Genomic DNA, 21,710 nt, shown 5'->3' on the forward strand with positions numbered 1-21,710 from the left:
TCACTCCGAACGGGCAGGCGCGATGACTTCGCGGTTGCCGTTGCTCTGCATCGGTGTCACCACCCCGGCACGTTCCATCTGTTCGACCAGACGCGCAGCGCGGTTGTAGCCTATGCGCAGGTGACGCTGCACCAGCGAGATCGAGGCACGGCGCGAGCTGACGACGATCTCCACCGCCTGATCGTACAGCGGGTCGGCCTCGGTATCGCCACCCTCTTCCAGCGAGCCGCCCTCTTCCGGCTCATCCATCGAGCTCAGGATGCCGTCGACATAGTTTGGCTCGGCCTGCGCCTTGAGATGTTCGGCGATGCGATGCACTTCCTGATCGGAGACGAACGCGCCGTGCACTCGCGTCGGATAGCCGGTGCCGGGCGCGAGATACAACATGTCGCCCTGACCGAGCAGCGCTTCCGCGCCCATCTGGTCGAGGATGGTGCGCGAGTCGATCTTGGAGGAAACCTGGAACGCCACGCGCGTCGGCACGTTGGCCTTGATCAGGCCGGTGATCACATCCACCGACGGGCGCTGGGTCGCCAGCACCAGATGGATGCCGGAAGCGCGCGCCTTCTGCGCCAAGCGCGCGATCAGCTCCTCGATCTTCTTGCCCACCACCATCATCAGGTCGGCCAATTCGTCGATGAAGATCACGATCAGCGGCAGCTCTTCCAGCGCCTCGGGATCGTCCGGCGTGAGCGTGAACGGGTTGGTCAGCGGTTGCCCGGCCTTGGCGGCCTCGCGCACTTTCTGGTTGTAGCCGGCAATGTTGCGCACCCCCAGCGCCGACATCAGCTTGTATCGCTTGTCCATCTCCTGCACCGCCCAGTTCAGCGCGGAAGCGGCTTGGCGCATGTCGGTCACTACCGGGGCGAGCAGGTGCGGGATGCCTTCGTACACCGACAGCTCCAGCATCTTGGGGTCGATCAGGATCAACCGCACCTCTTGCGCTGTCGCCTTGTACAGCAGGCTGAGGATCATGGCGTTGATCGCCACCGACTTGCCGGAGCCGGTCGTGCCCGCCACCAGCGCATGCGGCATCTTGGCCAGATCGGCCACCACAGGGTTGCCGGAGATGTCCTTGCCCATGGCGATGGTCAGATGCGAGTGCATGTCGGCATAGACCTTGGAGCTAAGGATCTCGGACAACTTCACCACCTGGCGGCGGGGATTGGGCAGCTCCAGCGCCATGTAGGCCTTGCCGGGGATGGTCTCGACCACGCGGATGCTGACCACGGACAGCGCGCGCGCCAGATCCTTGACCAGATTCATGATCTGGCTGCCCTTCACGCCCACGGCGGGCTCGATCTCGTATCGGGTGATGACCGGCCCCGGCAGGGCGGCCATGACCTTGACCTCGACCCCGAAGTCCATCAGCTTGCGCTCAATCAGGCGCGAGGTGAATTCCAGCGTGTCTTGCGAGATAGTCTCGGTCTCTTGCGGCGGCGGATCGAGCAGATGCAGCGGCGGCAAGGTCGAATCCGGCATCTCGGCGAACAGGGGCGTCTGGCGCTCTTCCGCCATGCGTTTGGATTGCGGCACTTCGACCACGGCGGGTTCGTAGCGTATCGGTTTGTGCTCCTCCACCCGCTTCTTCTCTTCGACCACCTCGACCAGACGTTCGCTGGCGGCTTGTTCACCGATGCGCTTGTCCTGCCGGGTCTGCCAGCGAGTGCGGCCACGCATGACGGCAGCTTCGATCACGCCGCCCAGCCAGTCGGAGAAGCGCAGCCAGGACAGGCCGGTGAACAAGCTGAACCCTACGGCCATCGATACCAACAGGATCAAGGTCGAGCCGGTGAAACCCAACGCTAGCGCGAGCGGGTCGCCGACCAACGCACCCAGCATACCGCCGGGCGCTTGCGGCAGCGGCATCTTCAGACTGTGCAGGCGCAACGATTCCAGCGCGCTGCTACCCAACAGCAACATGACGAAGCCGATCAGCGCCACGGAAAGAGCGCGACGGTCGAACAGGCTGTCGGCGCGCAACTGGCGATAGCCCGCCCATACGCGCTGCAGCACAAAGAACGCCCACCACCAGGCGGACAGGCCGAACAGGGAGAGCAGGATGTCGGCCAGCCAGGCCCCGACGGCCCCGCCGGGATTGTGCGTTATGCCCGAGCTTTCATTGTGCGACCACGCGGGGTCGACGGGATCGTAGCCGTACAGGATCAGTATCAGATAGATGGCGAGGGCGGCCAGTATCAACCAGCGCGACTCGCGCAAGAGAGTCGTCAACTGGCCGGGCAAGGAGGGTCTTCCCGACACGTCATTCAATGCCATGTGGACCTTTAGCTGTTAGTGGAAGGATTGCCAAGATTGTTCGGATGCAAAGCGTGTTCATTCTTCCGAGGTGGGAACCAGGCCCATACGCTCGGCCATGCGTATGGCTTCAAAGCGGCTGCTGATGTGGAGCACCTGATAGACCGCAGCGATGTGGATCTTCACCGTTCCCTCGGCCAGCCCCATGATCTTTGCGATCTCCTTGTTGGACAGGCCGCGTCCGAGTAGAGCCAAGGCTTCGTTCTGCCGGGCGCTCAGGCCGTGGGCGTTGGTTTGTTTCCGCGTTCCGGAAGCCGACCCGGCAGGCAGATCGCTCGGTAGCGCCACCTGTAGCAACTGCGGAGGCAGGTATATTCCGCCATCCAGCACCAGGCGCAGGGCATTGAGCATCACCTTGCTCGGGGTGGTTTTGGAAATAAAACCGACGGCTCCGCTTTCCATCACCCGCTCGATCTCATCCCGGTGATCCAGGCCGGAGATCACAACGATGGGTATTCCGGGATAGCGGTGGTGGAACTGGCGCACCGAGGTAGCACCTTCGCTGCCCGGCATGGATAGGTCCATCAGGACCAGGTCGAATCGGGGATCCGACTCCGTGCGTCGCAACGCATCGGGAAAATTACTCGCTTCGACAACGTCCACTTCGTTGCCGAACTGCTGCAACACGTAACGCATACCATCGCGAAACAAGGCATGATCGTCAGCGACCAATATCTTCATGATTGCCCCCTGGTTCCGTAAAATTCTGACGTAATCATACCGCAAGACGTGGGTATTAGTGCGCCGCTGTCCGGAAAGACGGCAATGCAGGGTTCAGGACCGCTCCTGAACCGCGTGGTAAATCACGGCGCGCAGCCGTGACGGTGAGATGGGCTTGTGCAACAAGATGGCTTGATTGGACTGGAACTCCTGGAATGTGGCACTACCGGTGTCGCCGGTGACTATCAGCACAGGTAGTGAAGCTCCCCATCGTTCCCGCATCTGTTTTGATGCATGGATCGCAGTCACCCCGGCGGGCAAGCGATAGTCGCTGAGCAGTATGTCCGGGCGCTGGCCGAGGGCATCATATCGGGCGACGACTTCGTCCGGCAATCCGCCGGCGACCACCTGACACCCCCAGGATTCGAGCAGTTCTTGAGTCGCTTCGCGGATCTCGAGGTCGTCCTCCAGTAGCGCGACCCGTACTCCGTAGACGCTCTCAGTCGCTTCCTGAACCTGATACGGGAAGGTCTCCAGTGCAACCTCGCCCTGCGGCACGGCGAAGCAGATCGCGGTCCCCTCGCCTAGTTTCGACTCGACCTCCAGCCGGTAACCCAGCAGCTTCTCCACGCGCCGTACGATAGACAAGCCCAATCCCAGCCCTTGCCGGCGATCTCGCTGCGGGTTGTTCGACTGAAAGTACTCGTTGAATATGAGCGGCAAGTCTTCCTTGCTGATGCCGATGCCGGTATCCGTTACGCAGATCCGCACTTGCCCCGCCTCCTGGCGGCACGTGATGACGATCTCACCCCGGCTGGTATAACGGACGGCATTCGAGGCCAGATTGCGGATGATCTGCTCCAGCAGGCTCGGGTCACTATGGACGATCAATCCCTCGGACGAGTCAGCATCCACAGAGACCGTGAAACTCAGGTTTTGATCCAGCGCGATGCGATAGAACTCGAGATACAGGCGATCCAGCAAGTGCTGCAGGTTGAAGTGCTGCAATTGCGGTTGAACCACGCCGGACTCCAGTCGCGACACGTTGAGTAATGCGCCCAGCATGTCGGTCAGCGAGCTCACCGAGCTTTCGATCTGTCCGGCCAACTTTTGGGCAACCGGGTCGCGGTCGTGGACATGGTTGCTCAAGGCATCGCTGAACAGCATCAGCGCTTGCAGCGGCTGGCGCAGATCGTGGCTGGCCGCAGCCAGAAAGCGGGACTTCTCCCGGTTGGCGGCCTCGGCCTTCTCTCGGGCAGCCTCGGAGACGATCTTTTCCGCCGAGAGATCCTTCAGCAGGGCGGTGTTCTCATAACCGCGCAACAGGGCTTGCAACAAACGTCGGCTGAGCTGGTAACCGTCATTGAGCACAGTAGTGGCATAGAGCAGGAGCATGAATCCCAGCGCCAGATGGACCTCGTCACCGACGCTCAGCATCATCACGATCGAAGGCGCAAGGACCAGAATGCTCCAAATGAACTGGGCGGGGACGTAGACCGGGTTGATGGTGACCGCTCCCGCAGCCAGACCAAGAATGACGCAGATCAGCAGTGCCTGATAGGCCAGATTGCCGGGCACGAACATGACTACTCCGATAGAGCCCCATAGTGCCCCGAGCAGGGTGACATAGATGACGAAGTGTCTGGACCAGCGACGGCACTGCGCTACGGTGCTGGTCTCGTGTTTATGCCGCAGCAGGAACCAGCCATCCACAGCCAGGCAGGTCAGGATCAGGGCCAGCCAACCGAGCAGGAGATGCCGGGCGACGATGTCCCACATCATCCAGACCAGAGACAGGGCCACAATCGTTTGACTGCCTATCATCACCGGATAGGCGGCGATCCGTGTGCGGATCTGGTCGGCCCGGACCAGCAGCGTGCTTTCGTCGATATGGAAGCGGAGTTCTTCCTTTAGCGAGGGTAGATGGTTACTGTCCATATCACGCTCCGACTCATGGTTGTTTGCGCAGGGCCAGAAGCAATTCTATATCCTGCGCCAGCAACTCGGCACGTTGCGCATAGGGCGATAGCAACACGCGATGGCTGACCGGGTCGATCAGATAGGTTCCGGCGGAGTGGTCCAGGGTGTAATTGCCGCTATTGCCCAGCTGCTTGCTCCAGGTAATGCCGAAGGCGTGCGCCGCCCGGTCGATCTCGGCGGGCGTGCCGCTCAGGCCGAGAAAGGCCGGATGAAAGGCGGGAACGTATTCCGCCAGCATCGCCGGCGTATCACGCGCCGGGTCGAGCGAGATGAACAGCACTTGTACCTGCTCCGCGTCCTTGCCCAGCTTGGCCATGACTTGGCTCAGGTCGGCCAGCGTAGTCGGGCACACATCGGGGCAATGGGTGTAGCCGAAGAACAAGGCAACGATCTTGCCGCGATAATCGGCCAGCGATCGCGGATTGCCCGCCGCGTCTTGCAGGTGGAAGTCGGCATTCGCATACTGGCTGCTGACATCGCTGGCAGCGAAGGGCGAAGGGAGCTTGGGCTCCTCGCAGCCGAGCAATGCCAGCAAACCCAACAACAGCAATCTACGCAGCCACATGACAACTCCCGCTCCAGCCGTATGTTGCGAAGGTGTAGCCGACCTTGACTAGTCCGTAAACACCGAATCCCGCCACGATCAGCCCGGCAGCCATGCGCACGCGCGGCGCTTGCACCCAGTGGCGCAAGCGCTCCCAAAACAAGCCGATGGCCAACAGATTGGGCAACGTACCCAGCCCGAACGCCAGCATGATAGACGCACCGCGCACTGCGTCGCCACTGGCAAGCGCGGTGATCAGCACGCTGTACACCAGTCCGCACGGTAGCCAGCCCCACAGCGCGCCCAGCGCCAGCGCGCGCGGCAGGCTGGTCACCGGCAACAGCCGTTTGGTGTAAGGCTGAATGCGCTGCCACAAACCACCGCCCAGCTTCTCGATGCTGCGCACTGCGCCCGACAGTCCGGCCAGATACAGCCCCAGCGCGATCAGCATCAGGCTGGACAGCGCGAACAGCAGGTGCTGCACCGGCACCTGGTCGCGCAGCAGCATCCCGGCCTGACCGAGCAGGCCGACCAGCGCCCCGGCCAGCGTGTAGCTGGCGATGCGGCCACTGCTGTAGGCGAGATGGAACGGCCAGCGGGAGCGGCCAGCGCTGGCGGGCAGTTGTGCAGTAAAGATGCCGACCAGGCTGCCGCACATGCCGAGGCAATGCACGCCGCCGAGCAGGCCGACGAAGAACACGGCGATAAGGCTGAATTCAGACATGGAGCAAGGTCAGATCGAGTTGTCGGGCGGCGGCGTGCGCGTCCGGTTGTGGCTGAAAGTCCACCACACCCAGCAGCGGCGCGGCGATGCGTTGCTGGATGGCCGTGACGTTCTCACGCAACAGGGGCATCTCTGCCACCACACAGTTCGCCACCCAGCCCGCGCATTTTAGCCCGGCAGCGGCGATGGCGTTGGCCGTCAGCAGGGCATGGTTGATGCAACCCAGCCGCATCCCGACCACCAGGATCACCGGCAGCGCCAGTTCGCGGGCAAGGTCCGCCATGTCCTGCTGGTTGTTCAGCGGTACGCGGAAGCCGCCCGCTCCCTCAACGATGACCACATCGGCCTGCCCGGCCAGCTCACGATACGAGGTGAGGATGCGCCCCAGCTCGATGCGTACGCCGACATGCTGCGCGGCCAGATGCGGTGCGGCGGCAGGGTAGAAGCTGTAGGGATTGACCTGCCCCGGCGTGGCCAAAAAACTGCTGGCCGCGCGCAGGGCGAGCACGTCCTCGCTCTTACCATCGTCGTCCAGCCCCGCTGCCACCGGCTTCATGCCAACCACACGCTGGCCCTGTGCGGCGAAAGCGTGCAGCAGGGCGCAGGAGATCAGCGTCTTGCCCACGCCGGTGTCGGTGCCGGTGATGAAGTAGCTCATAGTTTGAACGGGGTCTGGATGACCGCCCGCCCGTCCGCGACCTGTCTGGGCTGGGGTTTCCAGGCGTGGCCGTAGATGATCTCGAAGGTGGCGGGGAGTTTGCCGTCGCGGCGGAAGCGCTCGTAGTTGGCCATCACTTGCTGCCAGGCGGCTTTGCCCATCAGTCCGTTGCCGCGCCCGGCGGTGGCGTTGTGTGCGCCTATGCTCTTCAGGTCCTGCATCACGGCGCGCATGTCGTCGTAGGTCAGCGTCAGCATCTCCATGTCCATCACCGGCTCGGCGAAACCTGCGCCGACCAGCATGTCGCCGATGTCGTGCATGTCGGTGAAACGGTTGACGTGGTTGTGTCCGTCCACTCCGGCAAAGGCGGCGCGCAACTCTTTGAGCGTATCCGGGCCGAAGGTGGAGAACATCAGCAGGCCGTCTACCTTGAGTGCGCAATGCAGTTCGCGAAACGCACCGGGCAGGTCGTTCATCCATTGCACGGCAAGGTTGGACCAGACCAGCTCCACGCTGTTGGCGGCCAGCGGCAACGCTTCGATGTCGGCGCAGAGATGGTTTTGCTTGCCGCCGCCGAACAGCTTCTTCCACCAGCCGGTGTCGCCACGAGCGGCCTGCAACATGCCGTAGGCGATATCCAGCGCCACCACCTGGGCTGCGGGATAGCGCAGCGACAACTGCCGCGTCCCCCAGCCGGTGCCACAACCCGCGTCCAGTATCCGGGCGGGTTGCAGTCGCACCAGATCCAGTCGCTCCAGCATCCGGCTGCACACCTCACGCTGCAATACTGCTGCTGCGTCATATTGCTCGGCGGCGCGGCTGAACGCGCGGCGCACGGCCTGTTTGTCTATCTCGAACTCATTCATCGTCGTACATCAGCACGAGACCGGTTCGGTCTGGGTGCTCGGGGGTTGGATAAAGTAGCCCAGTAGCTCGGTGACGATCTCTGGGTGCGACAGGAACGGGGCATGGGCGGCACCGTCGATCTCGATCACTTGCGCGTTGGGCAGCGATTGCGCCAGATAGTACGAGGCTTCCGGCGGGGTCAGCTTGTCGCGCTCACCCGCCAGTGCCAGCGTCGGCTGGATGATCTCCGGCAGTTGTGGGCGCAGATCCGCACAGCGCAGGATCTCCAGCCCGCTGCGCAAAGCCGCCAGATCGGGCTCGCCGTGGGCGAACAGGCTGGCGCGCAGCTGCGCCAGCAACTCGCGCTCGTGTTCACTGCCGCGCACTTGCAGAGCGAGGAAACGGCGCAAGGTGGCGGCGTAGTTCTTTTCCAGCTCGGTGGCGAACTGGTGCAGGGTCTTCTCGGCCATGCCAAACAGCCAGTCGTCTTGCTCGACAAAGCATGGCGTGCTGCACATCAGCACCAGGCTGCGGATCTGTTCCGGGTGTCGCGCCGCCCAGTGCAAGGCGATCTGCCCGCCGAGCGACCAGCCACACACGTTCAACGGCCCGGCAAGTTCGGCAGCAAGGGTATCGACGATACTGTCCAGGCCGCCATCGCCACGGGCCGGGCTGCGGCCATGTCCCGGCAGATCGACCACGTGCACACAGAAACGCTCGGCCAATCGTGGCACGATGCCACCCCATACGCCGCCGTGCATACCCCAGCCGTGGATCAGCAGCAGTGGTTCGCCCTTACCGTGAGTCTCAATGTGCAAGCTCATGCAATGCCTCGATCAGTTGGTTCACATCTGCCCCGGTGTGCGCCGCTGAGAGTGAGATGCGCAAGCGGGCCGTACCCTGCGGGACGGTGGGCGGGCGGATCGCCGGCACCAGAATACCCCGCGCCCGTAACCGTTCGCTCAATTCTACGGCAGACTGGTTGTCGCCGACCAGCAACGGCTGGATCGGCGTGGACGAAGGCAGCAGCGACCAGCGCAGGTCGGCCAAACCTTCGCGTAGCTGGGCGATCAAGCGGTGCAACTGCTCCCGCCGCCAATGCTCCGAGCGCAAGATGCCGAGGCCTTCAAGGACGGTGACTGCAAGAGCAGGTGGGCTGGCCGTGGTGTAGATGTAGCTGCGCGCCTGGTTCACCAGCGTGTCGATGACCACGGCCTCTGCGGCGACGAATGCGCCGGAGACTCCGGCGGCCTTGCCCAACGTGGCCATGTAGATCAGTCTGGGGGAAGCGAGACCGAAATGCGAGAGCGCCCCCCGGCCTTCGTCTCCGAGCACGCCGAAGCCGTGGGCATCGTCCACCAGCAACCAGGCATCGTGCCGCTCGCACAACGCCAGCAACTCGGCCAGCGGAGCCAGGTCGCCATCCATGCTGAACACGGCATCGGTGATGACAAGTTTGCGCTTGCTCACGCTATGCTCAAGCAGGGATGCCAGTTGCGCGATGTCGTTGTGGCGGTAGCGCCGCACTTTGGCGCGGGACAGCAGCATGGCATCGTTGAGCGAGGCGTGGTTGAGCTTGTCGGCGAACACTTCGTCGTTACGTCCGACCAGGGCCTGCACCGCTCCGAGATTGGCCAGATAGCCGGTGGAAAACAGCAAGGCCTCGGGCTTGCCGACGAATTCTGCCAGAGCGGCTTCGAGCTGGTGATGGGGCAGCAGGTGTCCGCTGACCATATGCGAAGCGCCTGCGCCGGCTCCCCACTGGGCCACGCCCTGCTGCAACGAAGCCGTCAAGCGACGATCATTGGCCAAGCCCAGGTAATCGTTACTGCAGAAGGACAGGAAGTGCCGCCCGTCGATTGAAACATGGGTGCCGGAAGGGCTGTCCTGCACCCGGCGCTGGCGACGCAGGCCACGGGCAGAGCGCTCGCCCAAGTCACGATGCAGCTCGGCGTAGGGCATCAGTGCCCTTCGTGATAGGCGTACATCCCCAGCTTGTCGAGCAGTGCGCGATCACGTTCCACATCCGGATTTCCGGTGGTGAGCAGTTGCTCACCGTAGAAGATCGAGTTGGCTCCCGCGAGGAAGCACAGCGTCTGCACGGCATCCGACATTTGCTCGCGTCCGGCGGACAGACGCACGCGCGCTTTCGGCATGGTGATGCGGGCGACCGCAATGGTGCGCACGAAATCCAGTGGATCGAGATCGGGCTGGGTGGAAAGCGGCGTACCTTCCACCTTGACCAGATGGTTGATCGGTACGCTTTCGGGATAGGGCTGCATATTGGCCAGCTGCATCACGAGTCCGGCCCGTTCGGCGAGGCTCTCGCCCATGCCGACGATACCGCCGCTGCACACGTGCATGCCCGCATTGCGTACACGCTCCAGCGTGTCGAGGCGATCCTGATAGTCGCGGGTGCTGATAATGCTGCCGTAGAACTCCGGTGAGGTGTCGAGATTGTGGTTGTAGTAATCGAGGCCGGCCTGCTTGAGCCGCAACGCCTGCGACTCGGTCAGCATCCCCAGGGTGGCGCAGGTTTCCATGCCCAGATCGCGCACGGCCTTGACCATATCGACCACGCTGTCGAGGTCTGCTTCGGTCGGTTCGCGCCAGGCCGCACCCATGCAGAAGCGATCCGCGCCGCACTCCTTGGCAGCTTGAGCCGCTTTGACCACCGCCGACACATCCAGCATCCGCTGGTTCTCCACACCGCTATTGTGGAAGGCGGACTGGGGGCAGTAGCCGCAATCCTCGGAGCAGCCGCCGGTCTTGATCGACAGCAGCGTGGAAAGCTGCACCGAATTTGGATCGAAATGGGCGCGATGTACTTGCTGGGCGTGATAGATCAAGTCGCTGAACGGCAGATTGAACAAGGCCTCGACTTCGGCAAGGGTCCAGTGATGCTCGGTTTCCGAAACAGAGCTGCGGCGGGCGAAGTACGGATGGGGTGTATTCATGGTCGACCTCAGGGGTAGAATTGCGGCAGAGCGGCATCATCCTCGAAAGGGTTGCGCCTTGTCAATTTCATCCAAAGTGCTGCTAAACATCCGCTTGCATATCGGGCGAATCTTGCCCGCGCAGCCCTGCATACTGTGTGGAGCGGCGAGTCGTGAACGCGCTTGGTGCGATGCTTGCGATGCGGCTCTGCCCTATTTGCCGTCCGCGCATTGTCCGCAGTGCGCCCTGCCCACCCATGACGGCGCGGTATGTGGCCACTGTCTGCGACACCCTCCAAGCTTCGATCGCACCATCGCCGCGTTCGCCTACAACTTTCCCGTGGACAAGCTGGTGCAGGCACTCAAGTTCAACGAGCGACTGACGCTGGCACACAGCCTGGCCCAACCGTTGGCGCAACGTATCGAAGTACGCCCGGACGGCATCGTGCCCATGCCCTTGCATCCGGCACGGCTGCGGGAGCGCGGCTTCAACCAGTCGCAGGAGTTGGCCCGGCATTTGGCGCGCCACCTTGGGGTGCCTCTGTTGCCGGGTGTCGTCCAGCGGGTGCGAGACACTTTGCCGCAATCCGGTTTGCCGTGGAAGGAGCGCAGGAAGAACCTCCGGCAGGCTTTTGTCTGCGGCGGCGAGGTGGTCGGCAAGCACATCGCCATCGTAGACGATGTGATGACTACCGGTGCCTCGCTGAACGAACTGGCAAAAGTGTTGCGAGCCGCCGGAGCGCTGGAGGTGAGTGCGTGGGTGGTGGCGCGGACCTTGCCGCATTCGCGGTAGAATCGCGGCTCCATAGCCAGTGTCTGCGCCGATGTTCCACGTCATCCTGTTCCAGCCCGAGATCCCGCCCAACACCGGCAACGTCATCCGGCTGTGTGCCAACACGGGTGCGCAGTTGCACCTCATCCGCCCGCTGGGCTTCGATCTGGACGACAAGCAACTCAAGCGCGCTGGCCTGGATTACCACGAATACGCCACGCTGCAAGTCCACGACGACTTGGCCGCTTGCTTGCAAACTTTGCCCGACGCGCGCGTGTTTGCTTTCACCACCAAGGGTTCGCAGCCTTACCACACCGTGAGCTTTCGGGCTGGCGATGCCCTTCTGTTCGGCCCGGAAAGTCGCGGCCTGCCTGAGGATGTGCGAGAGCAGTTCCCACCCGGACAGCGTTTGCGCCTTCCCATGTTGCCGGACAATCGCAGCCTCAACCTGTCGAACACCGTCGCCATTGCCGTCTATGAGGCGTGGCGACAGTGCGGATTCAGTGGCGCGGCTTAATCTGCCGTAGCCAACAGGCGCTGGATCACCGCCCCGGCCAATGTGTAGCCGAACAGTGGCGGCATGTAACTGATGGTCCCGTTCACGGCACGCGGACGGCCACTGCCCTCGACCGGTTGCGGCGGCAGCGGGTCGCGCGGTGACTCATCCGAATACACGGTCAGGATGCCCTTGCGGATGTTGTGATGGCGCAACAGACGTTTGCGCATCTGGCGCGCCAATGGGCAGACCTCGGTCTTGCTGATGTCCGCCGTCTTGATGTACGTCGGGTCGAGGCGATTGCCCGCCCCCATGCTCGACGCGACCTTCAGCCCGCGCTTGAAACTTTCGGCTACCAGAGCCTCTTTGCAGGCCAGCGAATCGATGCAATCCACCACAAAGTCACAGTCCGCCGGAACCAGCGCGTTGACGTTCTCGGTATTGAGGAAAGTGCGTACCACCGTGACCTGGCATTCAGGATTGATATCGGCGATGCGGTCACGCATCAACTCCGCCTTGGACCGTCCGACGGTAGACAGTAGCGCGGGCAGTTGGCGATTGATGTTGCTGACGGCGATCACGTCATGGTCGAGCAGGGTCAGCCGACCGATACCGGCGCGCGCCAGTGCCTCGGTGCAATAAGAGCCGACTCCGCCCATCCCGGCGACAAAGACGTGTTTGTCGGCAAGTGTGGCGATGCCGACACCACCGATGAGTATGTGGGTCCGTTCAAATTGAGGTAGGGTGGTAGACATGACAACTCCGAGCGAGGGGCGGAGGCGGAGGATATGCAATTTATGGTGGGTTGTGAATGTGGAACGTGGAATTTAGGCCTAAAGTCCAATGGTGAGGATAGGGGGTATCTTATAGAATCAACCCCGTACCCTCACTGAATAAGAATGCTGAGTTGCACCTATAAGGGGAGTCGAGGAGTATGCAGCGCAGGTTGGGCAGGACTGTAATCGTGGCGGACGCTGATCCAGCCACGTACAGGGCGATTTCGAGGATCGCCCTGTGCCAATGGTTTTCGGTCGAAACATTCAGTGACCACTCCAAGTTGACTGCGTGGATGGTAGGCCGAGACGCGAATCTCGTGACCGAGCCATGCTGTCTGGTGATCGAGGTCCAGATGCTGGGAGTAATCGACGAGAACCTGCTCCCGGCCGCAGTCCGGGACATCCCGAAGATCTATATCGGCACCCCCAGCTTCTCCTGTGAACTGTCAAAATTGGCCAGAATGGGCTTCTACAGCTTCATCGAAAAGCCGTGTACGGTCGAGCAGCTCAGTCGGCGGGTGCTGGCTGCACTTGACTACCACGAGCAGCTGCTACGAGACACGACTCGGATCATCGACCGGGTCAGGAGGCTGAGTAATCGGGAGCGCGAAGTAGGGTTGTTGGTGGTAAGGGGGCTGACCAATCAGGAGATCGCAGCGCAGCTGGGGATCTCGATCAAAACGGTCAAGGTGCACCGCGCCAAGGTGATGGAGAAGTCCGGTTCTGACACACTGGTTGATCTGGTGCGGTGTTTCGATAGCTTTTCGAGGTTAGGTGTCGGGGACGATAGTTAGCGGTATCCCGACAGGATGTGGCGAGGATTATGGACTTTCAGGCGTTTCCCACCGTTGGCTCGATCGCGCAGCGGGCTTTGTTGAGAGGTGACTTCGACTTGACCGTCATGGATGCGGCTAGGCTCATGAACGATCATAAGGTCAGCTCGATCGTCATGGAGCGTAACGAAGAGAAATACCTTTTTTCCATGGAGGATCTGCTTGATTTCATCCATGAAGGAGGGAAGTTCGACACCCCCCTGAATCAGACCCCGTTGCACATCATCGATTGCATGTCAGAGTCAGAGCGCGTGCTGGTCGCTTTCGAGATGATGGAACAAACCGCCAGACGTCATCTGGGGGTGACCGACCCTTCCGGTAGGCTGGTCGGCATCGTGACCTACAGCGATATCCTGCACTCGATCGATCCCGCTGTGTTGATGGAAAGAAAGACGGTCGGCGACATCCTGACACGCTCAAACCCGGTCATGTTCACAGCTGACTGGATATTGGAGGACGTGGTCCACCATATCAAGAAGCAAGAGGACTCCATTCTGGTCGTCGAGTCTGGCAAAGCGATCGGTATCATCACCGCGAAAGACATCTTTGGTCTGGTCACATCGAGTGGCGCGATGGACCAGCCGCTATCTCACTACATGACCAGCCCCGTGATTACCACGCCAGTGGGATACTCCATCAGCTGTGCACTGTTGCAACTCCGGGAACACAACATCAAACGGGCGATCGTGGTGGATGAGCAGGACCGAGTGGTCGGCGTGCTCAAACAAAGTGAGCTGGTGGGGTTTGCCTATGGCTCATGGGTCAATCTGATGAAAAACCATACGGCCGAGCTGCATGAGTTGGTCGGAATTCTGGAGCAGCGGACGCGCAGCCTTGAGCGGCTGACGGTCACCGATGTATTGACGGGCTTGGGCAATCGCAGGATGTTGCACCTCCGCATGCTGGAGGAGATGGGGCGATTGAACCGTTACGGCGGTCAGATGTTCTCGCTGGTGATAGTGGATGTTGATCGATTCAAGCTTGTCAATGACCAATATGGTCACCTGGTTGGTGACGAGATACTCAAGGCCATTGCCGGGCTGATGGAGAGTCTCGTCCGGAAAAGTGATACCGCCGTGCGCTGGGGCGGAGAGGAGTTCGCTGTGCTGCTCTCCAATACAGCGCTGTCGGATGCTGCGCTGTTCGCAAACAGGCTGCGGGAGATGGTCGGACATTTGGCTTTTCCAAATGGTGCGAAAGTCTCCATCAGCGCCGGTGTGGGCGAGTATTCGACCAAAGAGGACGAGCAGTCGTTTTTCCAGAGAGTCGACCGCGCACTGTATCGTGCCAAAGCTCTGGGGCGCAATCTGGTGGAGACAGATCCCGGCCTGGAGGACTCGCAGCCGTAAGGAGAGTCGCTCCGCTCTCCCGCTGTAATGGACTTGCTCGTGGATTTGTGAGACAAAGCGCGACCTTATCTTTCCACTCCCGAGGATTGACGTGTCGCAGCACTACACCCTGACTATTTCCTGTCCTGACCGTGCAGGTATCATTGCCGCCGTTTCCGGCTTTATTGCCCAACATGGTGGCTTCATAGTCGAGGCCAGTTATCACACCGAGCACGAGGAGCGGCGATTCTTCATGCGACAGGAGATACGGGCAGACTCCCTCCCGTTCGATGCTGGCGAGTTCCGGCAGCGTTTCGTCCCCCTCGCAGGCGAGTTCAGCATGGACTGGCAACTGGCCGACTCCGCTCGAAAGAAGCGGCTGGTCATTCTGGTCAGCAAGCAGGATCACTGTCTGGACGACTTGCTGTACCGCTGGCGCAGTGGCGAATTGCAGGTGGATATCCCGTGCGTCATCTCCAACCACGAGGATTTGCGTAGCTTCGTCGAATGGCACGGGATACCGTTCATCCACGTCGAGATGAGCGACAAGGCCGCCGCTTTCGAGCGTATCGGTGCGCTGTTCGCGCAGCATCACGGCGACACGATGGTGTTGGCGCGCTTCATGCAGATTCTGCCACCCGCGCTGTGCCAACGCTTTCCTGGACGCATCATCAACATCCACCACAGCTTCTTGCCCTCTTTCATCGGGGCGCGGCCCTACCATCAGGCACATCAGCGCGGTGTCAAACTCATCGGCGCGACCTGTCATTACGTCACGGACGAGCTGGATGCCGGTCCGATCATCGAGCAGGATACGGTGCGCATCGATCATGGCGACACGGTGGATGATCTGGTGCGCTATGGTCGCGACATCGAGAAGACCGTGCTGTCGCGGGGCTTGCGCTACCACATCGAGGACCGGGTCCTGGTCTGCGGCAACAAGACCGTCGTGTTCAAATAAGCTGCTTTCTGCCGTGCCGGGTGGAGCCCCAGCCGGAAAACCTGTAGAATCACGCAACTAAAATTTTTACGAGGAGAACAGTATGGCCAAGAGTTTGCAAGAGTTTATCGTCGAAGAACAGCGTCAACATGGCGGTCCGGACATCTCCGGCCTGATCTTCGAAATCGCCGCATCCTGCCGCAAGATCGCCGTAGCCGTGAATCGCGGCGCACTGTCCGGCGTGATGGGCTATGCCGCCAGCGAGAACATTCAGGGTGAGACCCAGAAGAAGCTGGATGTGATCACCAACGACATCTTCACCCACGACAACGAGATCACTGGTTTCTATGCCGGTCTGGCTTCCGAAGAGATGGACGATCCGCACGAGATCGCCGCCAATGTGCCGCGTGGCGATTACCTGCTGGTGTACGATCCGCTGGATGGCTCCTCCAACGTGGATGTGAACATCTCCGTCGGTACCATCTTCTCCATCCTGAAGGCCCCGAACAAGAACCCGGTCGTGGCTGACTTCCTGCAGCCTGGCACCCAACAGCTGTGCGGTGGCTACGCCCTGTACGGTTCGTCCACCATGCTGGTGCTGACCACCGGCCACGGCGTGAACGGCTTCACTCTGGATGTCGAGACCGGCGAGTTCGTGCTGACCAATCCTGGCATGATGACCCCGGCTGACACCCAAGAGTTCGCCATCAACATGTCCAACCGCCGCTTCTGGGAATCGCCGGTACAGCGCTACATCGAGGAGTGCGTGAAGGGCAAGGACGGCGGTCGCGAGAAGAATTTCAACATGCGCTGGGTTGCCTCCATGGTGGCGGAAGTTCACCGCATCCTGTGCCGTGGCGGTGTGTTCATGTATCCGTTCGACACCAAGGACCCGACCAAGGCCGGCAAGCTGCGCCTGATGTACGAAGCTAACCCGATGTCTTTCATCGTGGAGCAAGCGGGTGGCATGTCGTCCACTGGCCGTCAGCGCATTTTGGACATCCAGCCGAACGGTCTGCATCAGCGCGTGCCGGTGATCCTGGGCTCCAAGAACGAAGTCGAGCGCGTGGTCGGTTACCACCAAGGCGCGTAACTCCGGGCGGCGCCCCCGGCAACGGGGGCGTTTCCACGTCCAGCATTTGGAGAAACTACTATGAGCAAACCTCTCGTATCCATCGTTATGGGCAGCGCCAATGACTGGGATGTCATGCAGCAGGCGGCCCAAGCCTTGAAGGATTTCGGCGTGGGATATGATGCGCGCGTCATTTCCGCCCACCGCGCTCCCGATCTGCTGTTCTCCTACATCAAGGAAATGTCTGACAACGGCGTGCAGTGTTTCATCGCCGGTGCCGGCGCAGCGGCTCACTTGGCGGGTGTGATCGCCAGCAAGACCACCTTGCCGGTGTTGGGTGTGCCCATCCCGTCCAAGTACCTGAAGGGTATGGATTCGCTGCTGTCCATCGTGCAGATGCCCAAGGGCATCCCGGTCGCCACCTTTGCCATTGGCGAAGCGGGTGCGGCCAACGCCGGACTGTTCGCCGTATCCATGCTGGCGCTGAACGATGCCGCGCTGGCCGACCAGCTGAAGGCTTATCGCCAGAAGCAGGCCGACCAGATCGCCGCGACCACGCTGCCTACTTTGTAACCGCCACGCTCGTCCGGCGATGCTGCCGGGTGAGCGGATCACTGCCGAGAACGCCATGTCCGCCCTACACGAATCCAACCTGACCAGCCTGAAGTTCCTGCATCGCGGCAAAGTGCGCGACATCTACGAGGTGGACGACCAGCATCTGCTGATCGTGCAGACCGACCGCTTGTCCGCCTTCGACGTGATCCTGCCGGATCCGGTGCCGGGCAAGGGCGAAGTGCTCACTTCGCTGTCCAACTTCTGGTTCGCCAAGCTCGGCCACGTCATCCCGAACCATCTGTCCGGCATCACGCCGGAAGAGGTGGTCAAGACCGACGCCGACCGCGCCCAGGTGAAGGGTCGCGCCTTCGTAGTGAAGCGCCTGAAGCCGCTGCCCATCGAGGCCATCGTGCGCGGCTATCTGGTCGGCTCCGGCTGGAAGGATTACAAGAAGACTGGCGCGGTGTGCGGCATTCAGTTGCCCGCCGGTTTGCAGGAGGCGCAGAAGCTGCCAGAGCCGCTGTTCACGCCCTCGACCAAGGCTGCTGTCGGCGAGCATGACGAGAACATCTCGTTCGACGAAGCCAAGAAGCTGCTGGGCGAGGCGCGCGCCGAAGAGGTGAAGGCGGCCACGCTGGCGCTCTATACCCAAGCTGCCGATTACGCGCTGACCAAGGGCATCATCATCGCCGACACCAAGTTTGAGTTCGGCACCGATACCGACGGCAAGATGTATCTGATCGACGAGGCGCTGACACCGGACTCTTCCCGCTTCTGGCCCGCTGACCAGTACCACGTCGGCAGCAACCCGCCCAGCTACGACAAGCAGTTCGTGCGCGACTGGCTGGAATCCACCGGCTGGAACAAGCAGCCGCCCGCCCCCAGCGCGCCAGCCGAGGTGCTGGAGCATACTGCTGCCAAGTACCGCGAAGCCTTGCAACGCCTGACCGCCTGATGGCCCAGCCGCACCAGCTCATCGAAGGATTCCGCCGCTTCCGCGAACAACATTTCGCGGAAGACGATGCCCTGTACCGGCAGCTGGTGACCGAGGGTCAAACACCCAAGACGCTGGTGGTCGCCTGCTGCGATTCGCGCGTGGATCCAGCGCTGGTGCTGGATTGCGCGCCAGGTGACCTGTTCGTCATCCGCAACGTGGCCAATCTGGTTCCACCCGCAGAAAGCCGTCTCGGAGGCCGCCACGGCACCAGTGCCGCGCTCGACTATGCGGTGCGCACACTTAAAATCGAACACATCATCGTCCTCGGCCATGCCCACTGCGGCGGTATCCGCGCCCTGTTCGGCAGCGGTGGCAGCGAAGCGCCCGAATCCTTCATCAACAGCTGGATGCGTTTGGCGGAAGATGCCCGTGCCAGCGTCCTGCGTGACCTGCCCGATGCCCCGGTCGAGGTGCAGCTTGAGGCCTGTGAACAGCGCGCCATTCTGGGCTCACTTAACAACCTGATGACCTTCGACTGGATACGCGAACGCGTGGAAGCCGGTAGCTTGACCCTGCACGGCTGGTATTTCGACATCGAGCACGGCCAGCTCCTGCAATACGACGAACACACCCGGGCATTCAACAAACTCTAGGGCAAACCGGTGCGGGCAGCGTCTTTGCGTTCCTGAGAGCGTGGCAGTCCGTGAAAAAACCGCTATACTGCGCGCCTCAAAACGCGCTCGTAGCTCAGTTGGATAGAGTATTGGTTTCCGAAGCCAAGGGTCGTGGGTTCGACTCCCGCCGAGCGCGCCACAAATTCAACACGTTCTACTCCCCAGACCGCAGAGATCCCGCTCCGAAGTTACGACGTATCGCGCCAGGGCGCGCTCTTACCAGATGAATGCCCGCCCAGTCGGGCTGGGTGCGCCGGGACTGGACGCTCAGGAGGCGTTCAGCTTACCGAGCAGGTCGCGTATCTTCAGGGGGTCGTCCGAGCGCAGGATCTTCTGCACCAGCGGGGCGATGTCGGGCAGGCTGGTGGTCAGGACGCGCTGTTTGACACCGAGCAGTTGCCCGGCCTGCATGGAGAGTTGGCGCAGCCCGAAGCCGAGCAGCAGGCGCGTGTAGACCAGTTCCCCAGCCATTTCCCCACATACCGAGATCGGTATGCCGGCCTTGTTGGCGGTACCGATGATGTGTGCCAGCAGGTACAGGATGGCGGGATGCAGCGGGTCGTACAGATGAGCGACCTCTTCGTCGGTACGGTCGATGGCCAGCGTGTACTGGATCAGGTCATTGGTGCCGATGGAGAGAAAGTCCAGTTTCTTGACGAACACGTTGAGCGCGAGGGCGGCAGCGGGGATCTCGATCATGCCGCCGATGGGGACTTCGCGATTGTAAGGGATACCTTGCTCGTCCAGTTGGCGCTTGGTCGCTTCGATGAACTGCAGGGTCTGGTTGATCTCGGAGACGCTGGACAGCATGGGCACCAGGATCTTCACATTGCCGTAGACCGAGGCACGCAGCAGGGCGCGCAGCTGGGTCTGGAACAGCTGCGGCTCGGCCAGGCACAAACGGATGGCACGCAAGCCGAGCGCCGGGTTGCTGGCGACACGTTCGACACCCTTGATTTGCTTGTCCGCTCCCAGATCGAAGGTTCGGATGGTGACCGGCAGACCGTCCATGCCTTCGGCCACGGCGCGGTAAGCCTCGAACTGCTCCTCTTCATCGGGCAGGGTGTCGCGGTTGAGGAACAGGAACTCGCTACGGAACAGGCCGATACCGGTCGCGCCGTTCTCCTTGGCCTCGGGCACATCGTGCGGCATCTCGATGTTGGCCTGTAGTTCGATGGTCGCGCCGTCGAGCGTATTGGCGCGGGTGGAGCGCAAGCGCTTCAGCTTCTTGCGTTCCAGTTCCCATTGGCTTTGGCGCAGCCGATACTCCGCCAGGATGTGGCGGTCGGGGTTGACGATGATGACGCCCTGATCGCCGTCCACGACGAGCTGGTCGTCCTCGCGGATCAGCTCGCGGGCATAGTGCAGACCGACCACGCAGGGCGTGTTCAGGCCGCGCGCGACGATGGCGGTGTGCGAGGTCGCCCCGCCCAGATCGGTGAGGAAGGCGGCGTATTGATGCGACTTGAACTGGATGAGGTCGGCAGGCGACAGGTCGTGCGCGATCAGGATAGTGCTCAGGCCGTGGCTGGAGGGCGGCGGCACATGCCCCGGCTGACCGGACAGGCGCTTCAAGACGCGCTCGACGACTTGTACCACATCACTCTTGCGCTCACGCAGATAGGCATCCTCAAACGCCTCGAACTGCGCCACCAGCTCGTCCATCTGAACCTTCAGCGCCCATTCGGCGTTGCACTGCTCGCGCTCTATCATGCTGCGGGCGGCATGGCTGATATGCTCGTCATCCAGCAACATCAGGTGCAGATCGAGGAAGGCATCGAATTCCGCCGCCACCTGGCTGGGGCGCGTGGTGCGCAGGTTGCTCAGTTCTTCGCGGGTCGCATGCAGTGCCACATCCAGCCGGGCGACCTCTTCGGCGATGAAGGCCTTGGGCAGAACATAGTGCGCCACCTCCAGCGAGGTGTGCGACACCAAATGGGCATGACCGATGGCGATGCCGCTGGAAACCGCGATGCCGTGCAGGGTGAAGCTCACTCACCTTCTCCGAAGTAATCGTTGATCAACGCCAGCAGTGCATCCATCGCCTCCTGTTCGCGCTCGCCATGGGTCTCGATGGCGATGGTGCTGCCTTTCGCGGCTGCCAGCATCATCACTCCCATGATGCTCTTGGCATTGATGCGGCGATTGTTGCGGGTCAGCCACACCTCGCAGGGAAACTGCGAGGCGAGCTGGGTCAGCTTGGCCGAGGCCCGGGCGTGCAGACCCAGCTTGTTAATGATCAAGGCATTTTGTTGCAGCATGATGACCTTCCGAATCCATAAAAACGATACATTCGCGCCCACCCTCCAAGGCGCGCTGCGCCATCTCGGCCAGCGGTTTGTCGCAGCAACAGCTGATGCGCAACAGCATGGGCAGATTCACCCCGGCCACTCCTTTCACATGCTCGGACTGGCACAGCCGTCGAGCGATGTTGCTGGGTGTGGCACCGAACATGTCGGTCAGCAGCAGTACGCCGTCTCCCGTGTCCAATTCCGCGATCAGTGCCTGGCCTTCAGCTTCTTTCTGTGCCGGATCGTCATCTTCGTACACCGACAGGGAGCGCAGATGTGAGGGCAACGTGCGCAACACATGGCGCACACAGTCCAGCAGACTGTCGCCCAAGCCATTGTGAGTAACCAGTAGGATCCCGACCATATGCCCGC

The 21,710-nt window shown here is 61.6% G+C and carries 23 protein-coding genes and 1 tRNA gene; 10 read left to right on the forward strand and 14 right to left on the reverse strand.

The features are described from left to right. From DM08_RS03705 to bioB, 10 genes are all read right to left on the reverse strand, one after another. The gene (locus DM08_RS03705; protein ID WP_035383266.1) at window positions 1-2,277 is read right to left on the reverse strand and encodes a DNA translocase FtsK; all 2,277 of its coding nucleotides are present in this window, start codon (window positions 2,275-2,277) and stop codon (window positions 1-3) included. Between the two features lie 57 nt (window positions 2,278-2,334). Continuing rightward, window positions 2,335-2,997 carry a response regulator transcription factor gene (locus DM08_RS03710; protein ID WP_035383267.1) on the reverse strand — a complete coding sequence of 221 codons (663 nt, stop codon included), beginning with the start codon at window positions 2,995-2,997 and terminating at the stop codon, window positions 2,335-2,337. 93 nt (window positions 2,998-3,090) lie between these two features. After that, entirely contained in the window at window positions 3,091-4,914 is a 1,824-nt protein-coding gene (locus tag DM08_RS03715; protein ID WP_035383268.1) for a hybrid sensor histidine kinase/response regulator, read from the reverse strand. Window positions 4,915-4,927: 13 nt separating this feature from the next. Then, complete coding sequence (locus DM08_RS03720; protein ID WP_035383269.1) at window positions 4,928-5,521, reverse strand: SCO family protein; 594 nt, start codon at window positions 5,519-5,521, stop codon at window positions 4,928-4,930. Then, window positions 5,508-6,224, reverse strand: a complete 717-nt coding sequence (locus DM08_RS03725; RefSeq protein ID WP_035383270.1) for a sulfite exporter TauE/SafE family protein — start codon at window positions 6,222-6,224, stop codon at window positions 5,508-5,510. Before DM08_RS03725 ends, DM08_RS03720 begins: the two co-directional genes overlap by 14 nt. Beyond that, window positions 6,217-6,882: a dethiobiotin synthase gene (gene bioD / locus DM08_RS03730; RefSeq protein WP_035383271.1), complete on the reverse strand. Its 666-nt coding sequence runs from the start codon at window positions 6,880-6,882 to the stop codon at window positions 6,217-6,219. The genes DM08_RS03725 and bioD overlap by 8 nt, the downstream gene beginning before the upstream one ends. Next, a complete protein-coding gene (gene bioC / locus DM08_RS03735; RefSeq protein WP_035383272.1) occupies window positions 6,879-7,748 on the reverse strand; it encodes a malonyl-ACP O-methyltransferase BioC in 870 nt (289 codons plus the stop codon). Before bioC ends, bioD begins: the two co-directional genes overlap by 4 nt. A 9-nt stretch (window positions 7,749-7,757) precedes the next feature. Beyond that, entirely contained in the window at window positions 7,758-8,552 is a 795-nt protein-coding gene (gene bioH, locus DM08_RS03740) for a pimeloyl-ACP methyl ester esterase BioH (RefSeq protein WP_035383273.1), read from the reverse strand. After that, on the reverse strand, window positions 8,536-9,690 hold the full coding sequence (gene bioF / locus DM08_RS03745) for an 8-amino-7-oxononanoate synthase (RefSeq protein WP_035383274.1): 1,155 nt from the start codon (window positions 9,688-9,690) through the stop codon (window positions 8,536-8,538). The genes bioH and bioF overlap by 17 nt, the downstream gene beginning before the upstream one ends. After that, window positions 9,690-10,685 carry a biotin synthase BioB gene (bioB, locus tag DM08_RS03750; RefSeq protein ID WP_035383275.1) on the reverse strand — a complete coding sequence of 332 codons (996 nt, stop codon included), beginning with the start codon at window positions 10,683-10,685 and terminating at the stop codon, window positions 9,690-9,692. The genes bioF and bioB overlap by 1 nt, the downstream gene beginning before the upstream one ends. 58 nt (window positions 10,686-10,743) lie before the next feature. Here bioB and DM08_RS03755 point away from each other — a divergent pair, with 58 nt between their 5' ends. Then, a complete protein-coding gene (locus DM08_RS03755; RefSeq protein WP_051937780.1) occupies window positions 10,744-11,457 on the forward strand; it encodes a ComF family protein in 714 nt (237 codons plus the stop codon). A 31-nt stretch (window positions 11,458-11,488) separates the two neighbouring features. Beyond that, window positions 11,489-11,953, forward strand: a complete 465-nt coding sequence (gene trmL / locus DM08_RS03760; protein ID WP_035383276.1) for a tRNA (uridine(34)/cytosine(34)/5-carboxymethylaminomethyluridine(34)-2'-O)-methyltransferase TrmL — start codon at window positions 11,489-11,491, stop codon at window positions 11,951-11,953. On the opposite strand, the gene DM08_RS03765 is transcribed toward trmL, so the two are convergent. Continuing rightward, the gene (locus DM08_RS03765; RefSeq protein ID WP_035383277.1) at window positions 11,950-12,687 is read right to left on the reverse strand and encodes a tRNA threonylcarbamoyladenosine dehydratase; all 738 of its coding nucleotides are present in this window, start codon (window positions 12,685-12,687) and stop codon (window positions 11,950-11,952) included. The two genes, trmL and DM08_RS03765, sit on opposite strands and share 4 nt — an antisense overlap. A 209-nt stretch (window positions 12,688-12,896) precedes the next feature. On the opposite strand from DM08_RS03765, the gene DM08_RS12180 reads away from it, so the two are divergent. From DM08_RS12180 to DM08_RS03805, 8 genes are all read left to right on the forward strand, one after another. Continuing rightward, window positions 12,897-13,502 (forward strand): response regulator transcription factor, encoded by a 606-nt coding sequence (locus DM08_RS12180; protein ID WP_161780259.1) that lies wholly within the window; start codon window positions 12,897-12,899, stop codon window positions 13,500-13,502. Between the two features lie 29 nt (window positions 13,503-13,531). Next, window positions 13,532-14,890 (forward strand): diguanylate cyclase, encoded by a 1,359-nt coding sequence (locus tag DM08_RS12185; protein ID WP_051937782.1) that lies wholly within the window; start codon window positions 13,532-13,534, stop codon window positions 14,888-14,890. A gap of 91 nt (window positions 14,891-14,981) precedes the next feature. Further along, on the forward strand, window positions 14,982-15,830 hold the full coding sequence (gene purU, locus DM08_RS03780) for a formyltetrahydrofolate deformylase (protein ID WP_035383278.1): 849 nt from the start codon (window positions 14,982-14,984) through the stop codon (window positions 15,828-15,830). An 82-nt stretch (window positions 15,831-15,912) separates the two neighbouring features. After that, the gene (locus DM08_RS03785; RefSeq protein ID WP_035383279.1) at window positions 15,913-16,902 is read left to right on the forward strand and encodes a class 1 fructose-bisphosphatase; all 990 of its coding nucleotides are present in this window, start codon (window positions 15,913-15,915) and stop codon (window positions 16,900-16,902) included. Window positions 16,903-16,962: 60 nt separating this feature from the next. Further along, window positions 16,963-17,454, forward strand: a complete 492-nt coding sequence (gene purE / locus DM08_RS03790; RefSeq protein ID WP_035383280.1) for a 5-(carboxyamino)imidazole ribonucleotide mutase — start codon at window positions 16,963-16,965, stop codon at window positions 17,452-17,454. Window positions 17,455-17,509: 55 nt separating this feature from the next. Further along, the gene (locus DM08_RS03795) at window positions 17,510-18,391 is read left to right on the forward strand and encodes a phosphoribosylaminoimidazolesuccinocarboxamide synthase (protein ID WP_035383426.1); all 882 of its coding nucleotides are present in this window, start codon (window positions 17,510-17,512) and stop codon (window positions 18,389-18,391) included. Continuing rightward, window positions 18,391-19,026, forward strand: a complete 636-nt coding sequence (locus DM08_RS03800) for a carbonic anhydrase (protein WP_035383281.1) — start codon at window positions 18,391-18,393, stop codon at window positions 19,024-19,026. The genes DM08_RS03795 and DM08_RS03800 overlap by 1 nt, the downstream gene beginning before the upstream one ends. An 83-nt stretch (window positions 19,027-19,109) precedes the next feature. Continuing rightward, window positions 19,110-19,186: transfer RNA gene (locus DM08_RS03805), tRNA-Arg, on the forward strand. A 128-nt stretch (window positions 19,187-19,314) separates the two neighbouring features. Here DM08_RS03805 and ptsP read toward each other — a convergent pair. The 3 genes from ptsP to DM08_RS03820 are packed head-to-tail and all read right to left on the reverse strand — an operon-like array spanning window position 19,315 to window position 21,702. After that, entirely contained in the window at window positions 19,315-21,042 is a 1,728-nt protein-coding gene (gene ptsP / locus DM08_RS03810) for a phosphoenolpyruvate--protein phosphotransferase (protein ID WP_035383282.1), read from the reverse strand. After that, a complete protein-coding gene (locus DM08_RS03815) occupies window positions 21,039-21,308 on the reverse strand; it encodes an HPr family phosphocarrier protein (protein ID WP_035383283.1) in 270 nt (89 codons plus the stop codon). Before DM08_RS03815 ends, ptsP begins: the two co-directional genes overlap by 4 nt. Then, a complete protein-coding gene (locus tag DM08_RS03820) occupies window positions 21,280-21,702 on the reverse strand; it encodes a PTS sugar transporter subunit IIA (protein WP_035383284.1) in 423 nt (140 codons plus the stop codon). Before DM08_RS03820 ends, DM08_RS03815 begins: the two co-directional genes overlap by 29 nt. Between the last annotated feature and the right edge of the window lie 8 nt (window positions 21,703-21,710).

The organism is Ferriphaselus sp. R-1, from assembly GCF_000746095.1.
Lineage (GTDB): Bacteria > Pseudomonadota > Gammaproteobacteria > Burkholderiales > Gallionellaceae > Ferriphaselus.

What these genes read in the sequence shown, in the direction of transcription:
- DM08_RS03705 (WP_035383266.1), bottom strand. Translation starts at nt 2,277, where the DNA reads ATGGCATTGAATGACGTGTCGGGAAGACCCTCCTTGCCCGGCCAGTTG.
- DM08_RS03710 (WP_035383267.1), bottom strand. Translation starts at nt 2,997, where the DNA reads ATGAAGATATTGGTCGCTGACGATCATGCCTTGTTTCGCGATGGTATG.
- DM08_RS03715 (WP_035383268.1), bottom strand. Translation starts at nt 4,914, where the DNA reads ATGGACAGTAACCATCTACCCTCGCTAAAGGAAGAACTCCGCTTCCAT.
- DM08_RS03720 (WP_035383269.1), bottom strand. Translation starts at nt 5,521, where the DNA reads ATGTGGCTGCGTAGATTGCTGTTGTTGGGTTTGCTGGCATTGCTCGGC.
- DM08_RS03725 (WP_035383270.1), bottom strand. Translation starts at nt 6,224, where the DNA reads ATGTCTGAATTCAGCCTTATCGCCGTGTTCTTCGTCGGCCTGCTCGGC.
- bioD (WP_035383271.1), bottom strand. Translation starts at nt 6,882, where the DNA reads ATGAGCTACTTCATCACCGGCACCGACACCGGCGTGGGCAAGACGCTG.
- bioC (WP_035383272.1), bottom strand. Translation starts at nt 7,748, where the DNA reads ATGAATGAGTTCGAGATAGACAAACAGGCCGTGCGCCGCGCGTTCAGC.
- bioH (WP_035383273.1), bottom strand. Translation starts at nt 8,552, where the DNA reads ATGAGCTTGCACATTGAGACTCACGGTAAGGGCGAACCACTGCTGCTG.
- bioF (WP_035383274.1), bottom strand. Translation starts at nt 9,690, where the DNA reads ATGCCCTACGCCGAGCTGCATCGTGACTTGGGCGAGCGCTCTGCCCGT.
- bioB (WP_035383275.1), bottom strand. Translation starts at nt 10,685, where the DNA reads ATGAATACACCCCATCCGTACTTCGCCCGCCGCAGCTCTGTTTCGGAA.
- trmL (WP_035383276.1), top strand. Translation starts at nt 11,489, where the DNA reads ATGTTCCACGTCATCCTGTTCCAGCCCGAGATCCCGCCCAACACCGGC.
- DM08_RS03765 (WP_035383277.1), bottom strand. Translation starts at nt 12,687, where the DNA reads ATGTCTACCACCCTACCTCAATTTGAACGGACCCACATACTCATCGGT.
- DM08_RS12185 (WP_051937782.1), top strand. Translation starts at nt 13,532, where the DNA reads ATGGACTTTCAGGCGTTTCCCACCGTTGGCTCGATCGCGCAGCGGGCT.
- DM08_RS03785 (WP_035383279.1), top strand. Translation starts at nt 15,913, where the DNA reads ATGGCCAAGAGTTTGCAAGAGTTTATCGTCGAAGAACAGCGTCAACAT.
- purE (WP_035383280.1), top strand. Translation starts at nt 16,963, where the DNA reads ATGAGCAAACCTCTCGTATCCATCGTTATGGGCAGCGCCAATGACTGG.
- DM08_RS03795 (WP_035383426.1), top strand. Translation starts at nt 17,510, where the DNA reads ATGTCCGCCCTACACGAATCCAACCTGACCAGCCTGAAGTTCCTGCAT.
- DM08_RS03800 (WP_035383281.1), top strand. Translation starts at nt 18,391, where the DNA reads ATGGCCCAGCCGCACCAGCTCATCGAAGGATTCCGCCGCTTCCGCGAA.
- DM08_RS03815 (WP_035383283.1), bottom strand. Translation starts at nt 21,308, where the DNA reads ATGCTGCAACAAAATGCCTTGATCATTAACAAGCTGGGTCTGCACGCC.
- DM08_RS03820 (WP_035383284.1), bottom strand. Translation starts at nt 21,702, where the DNA reads ATGGTCGGGATCCTACTGGTTACTCACAATGGCTTGGGCGACAGTCTG.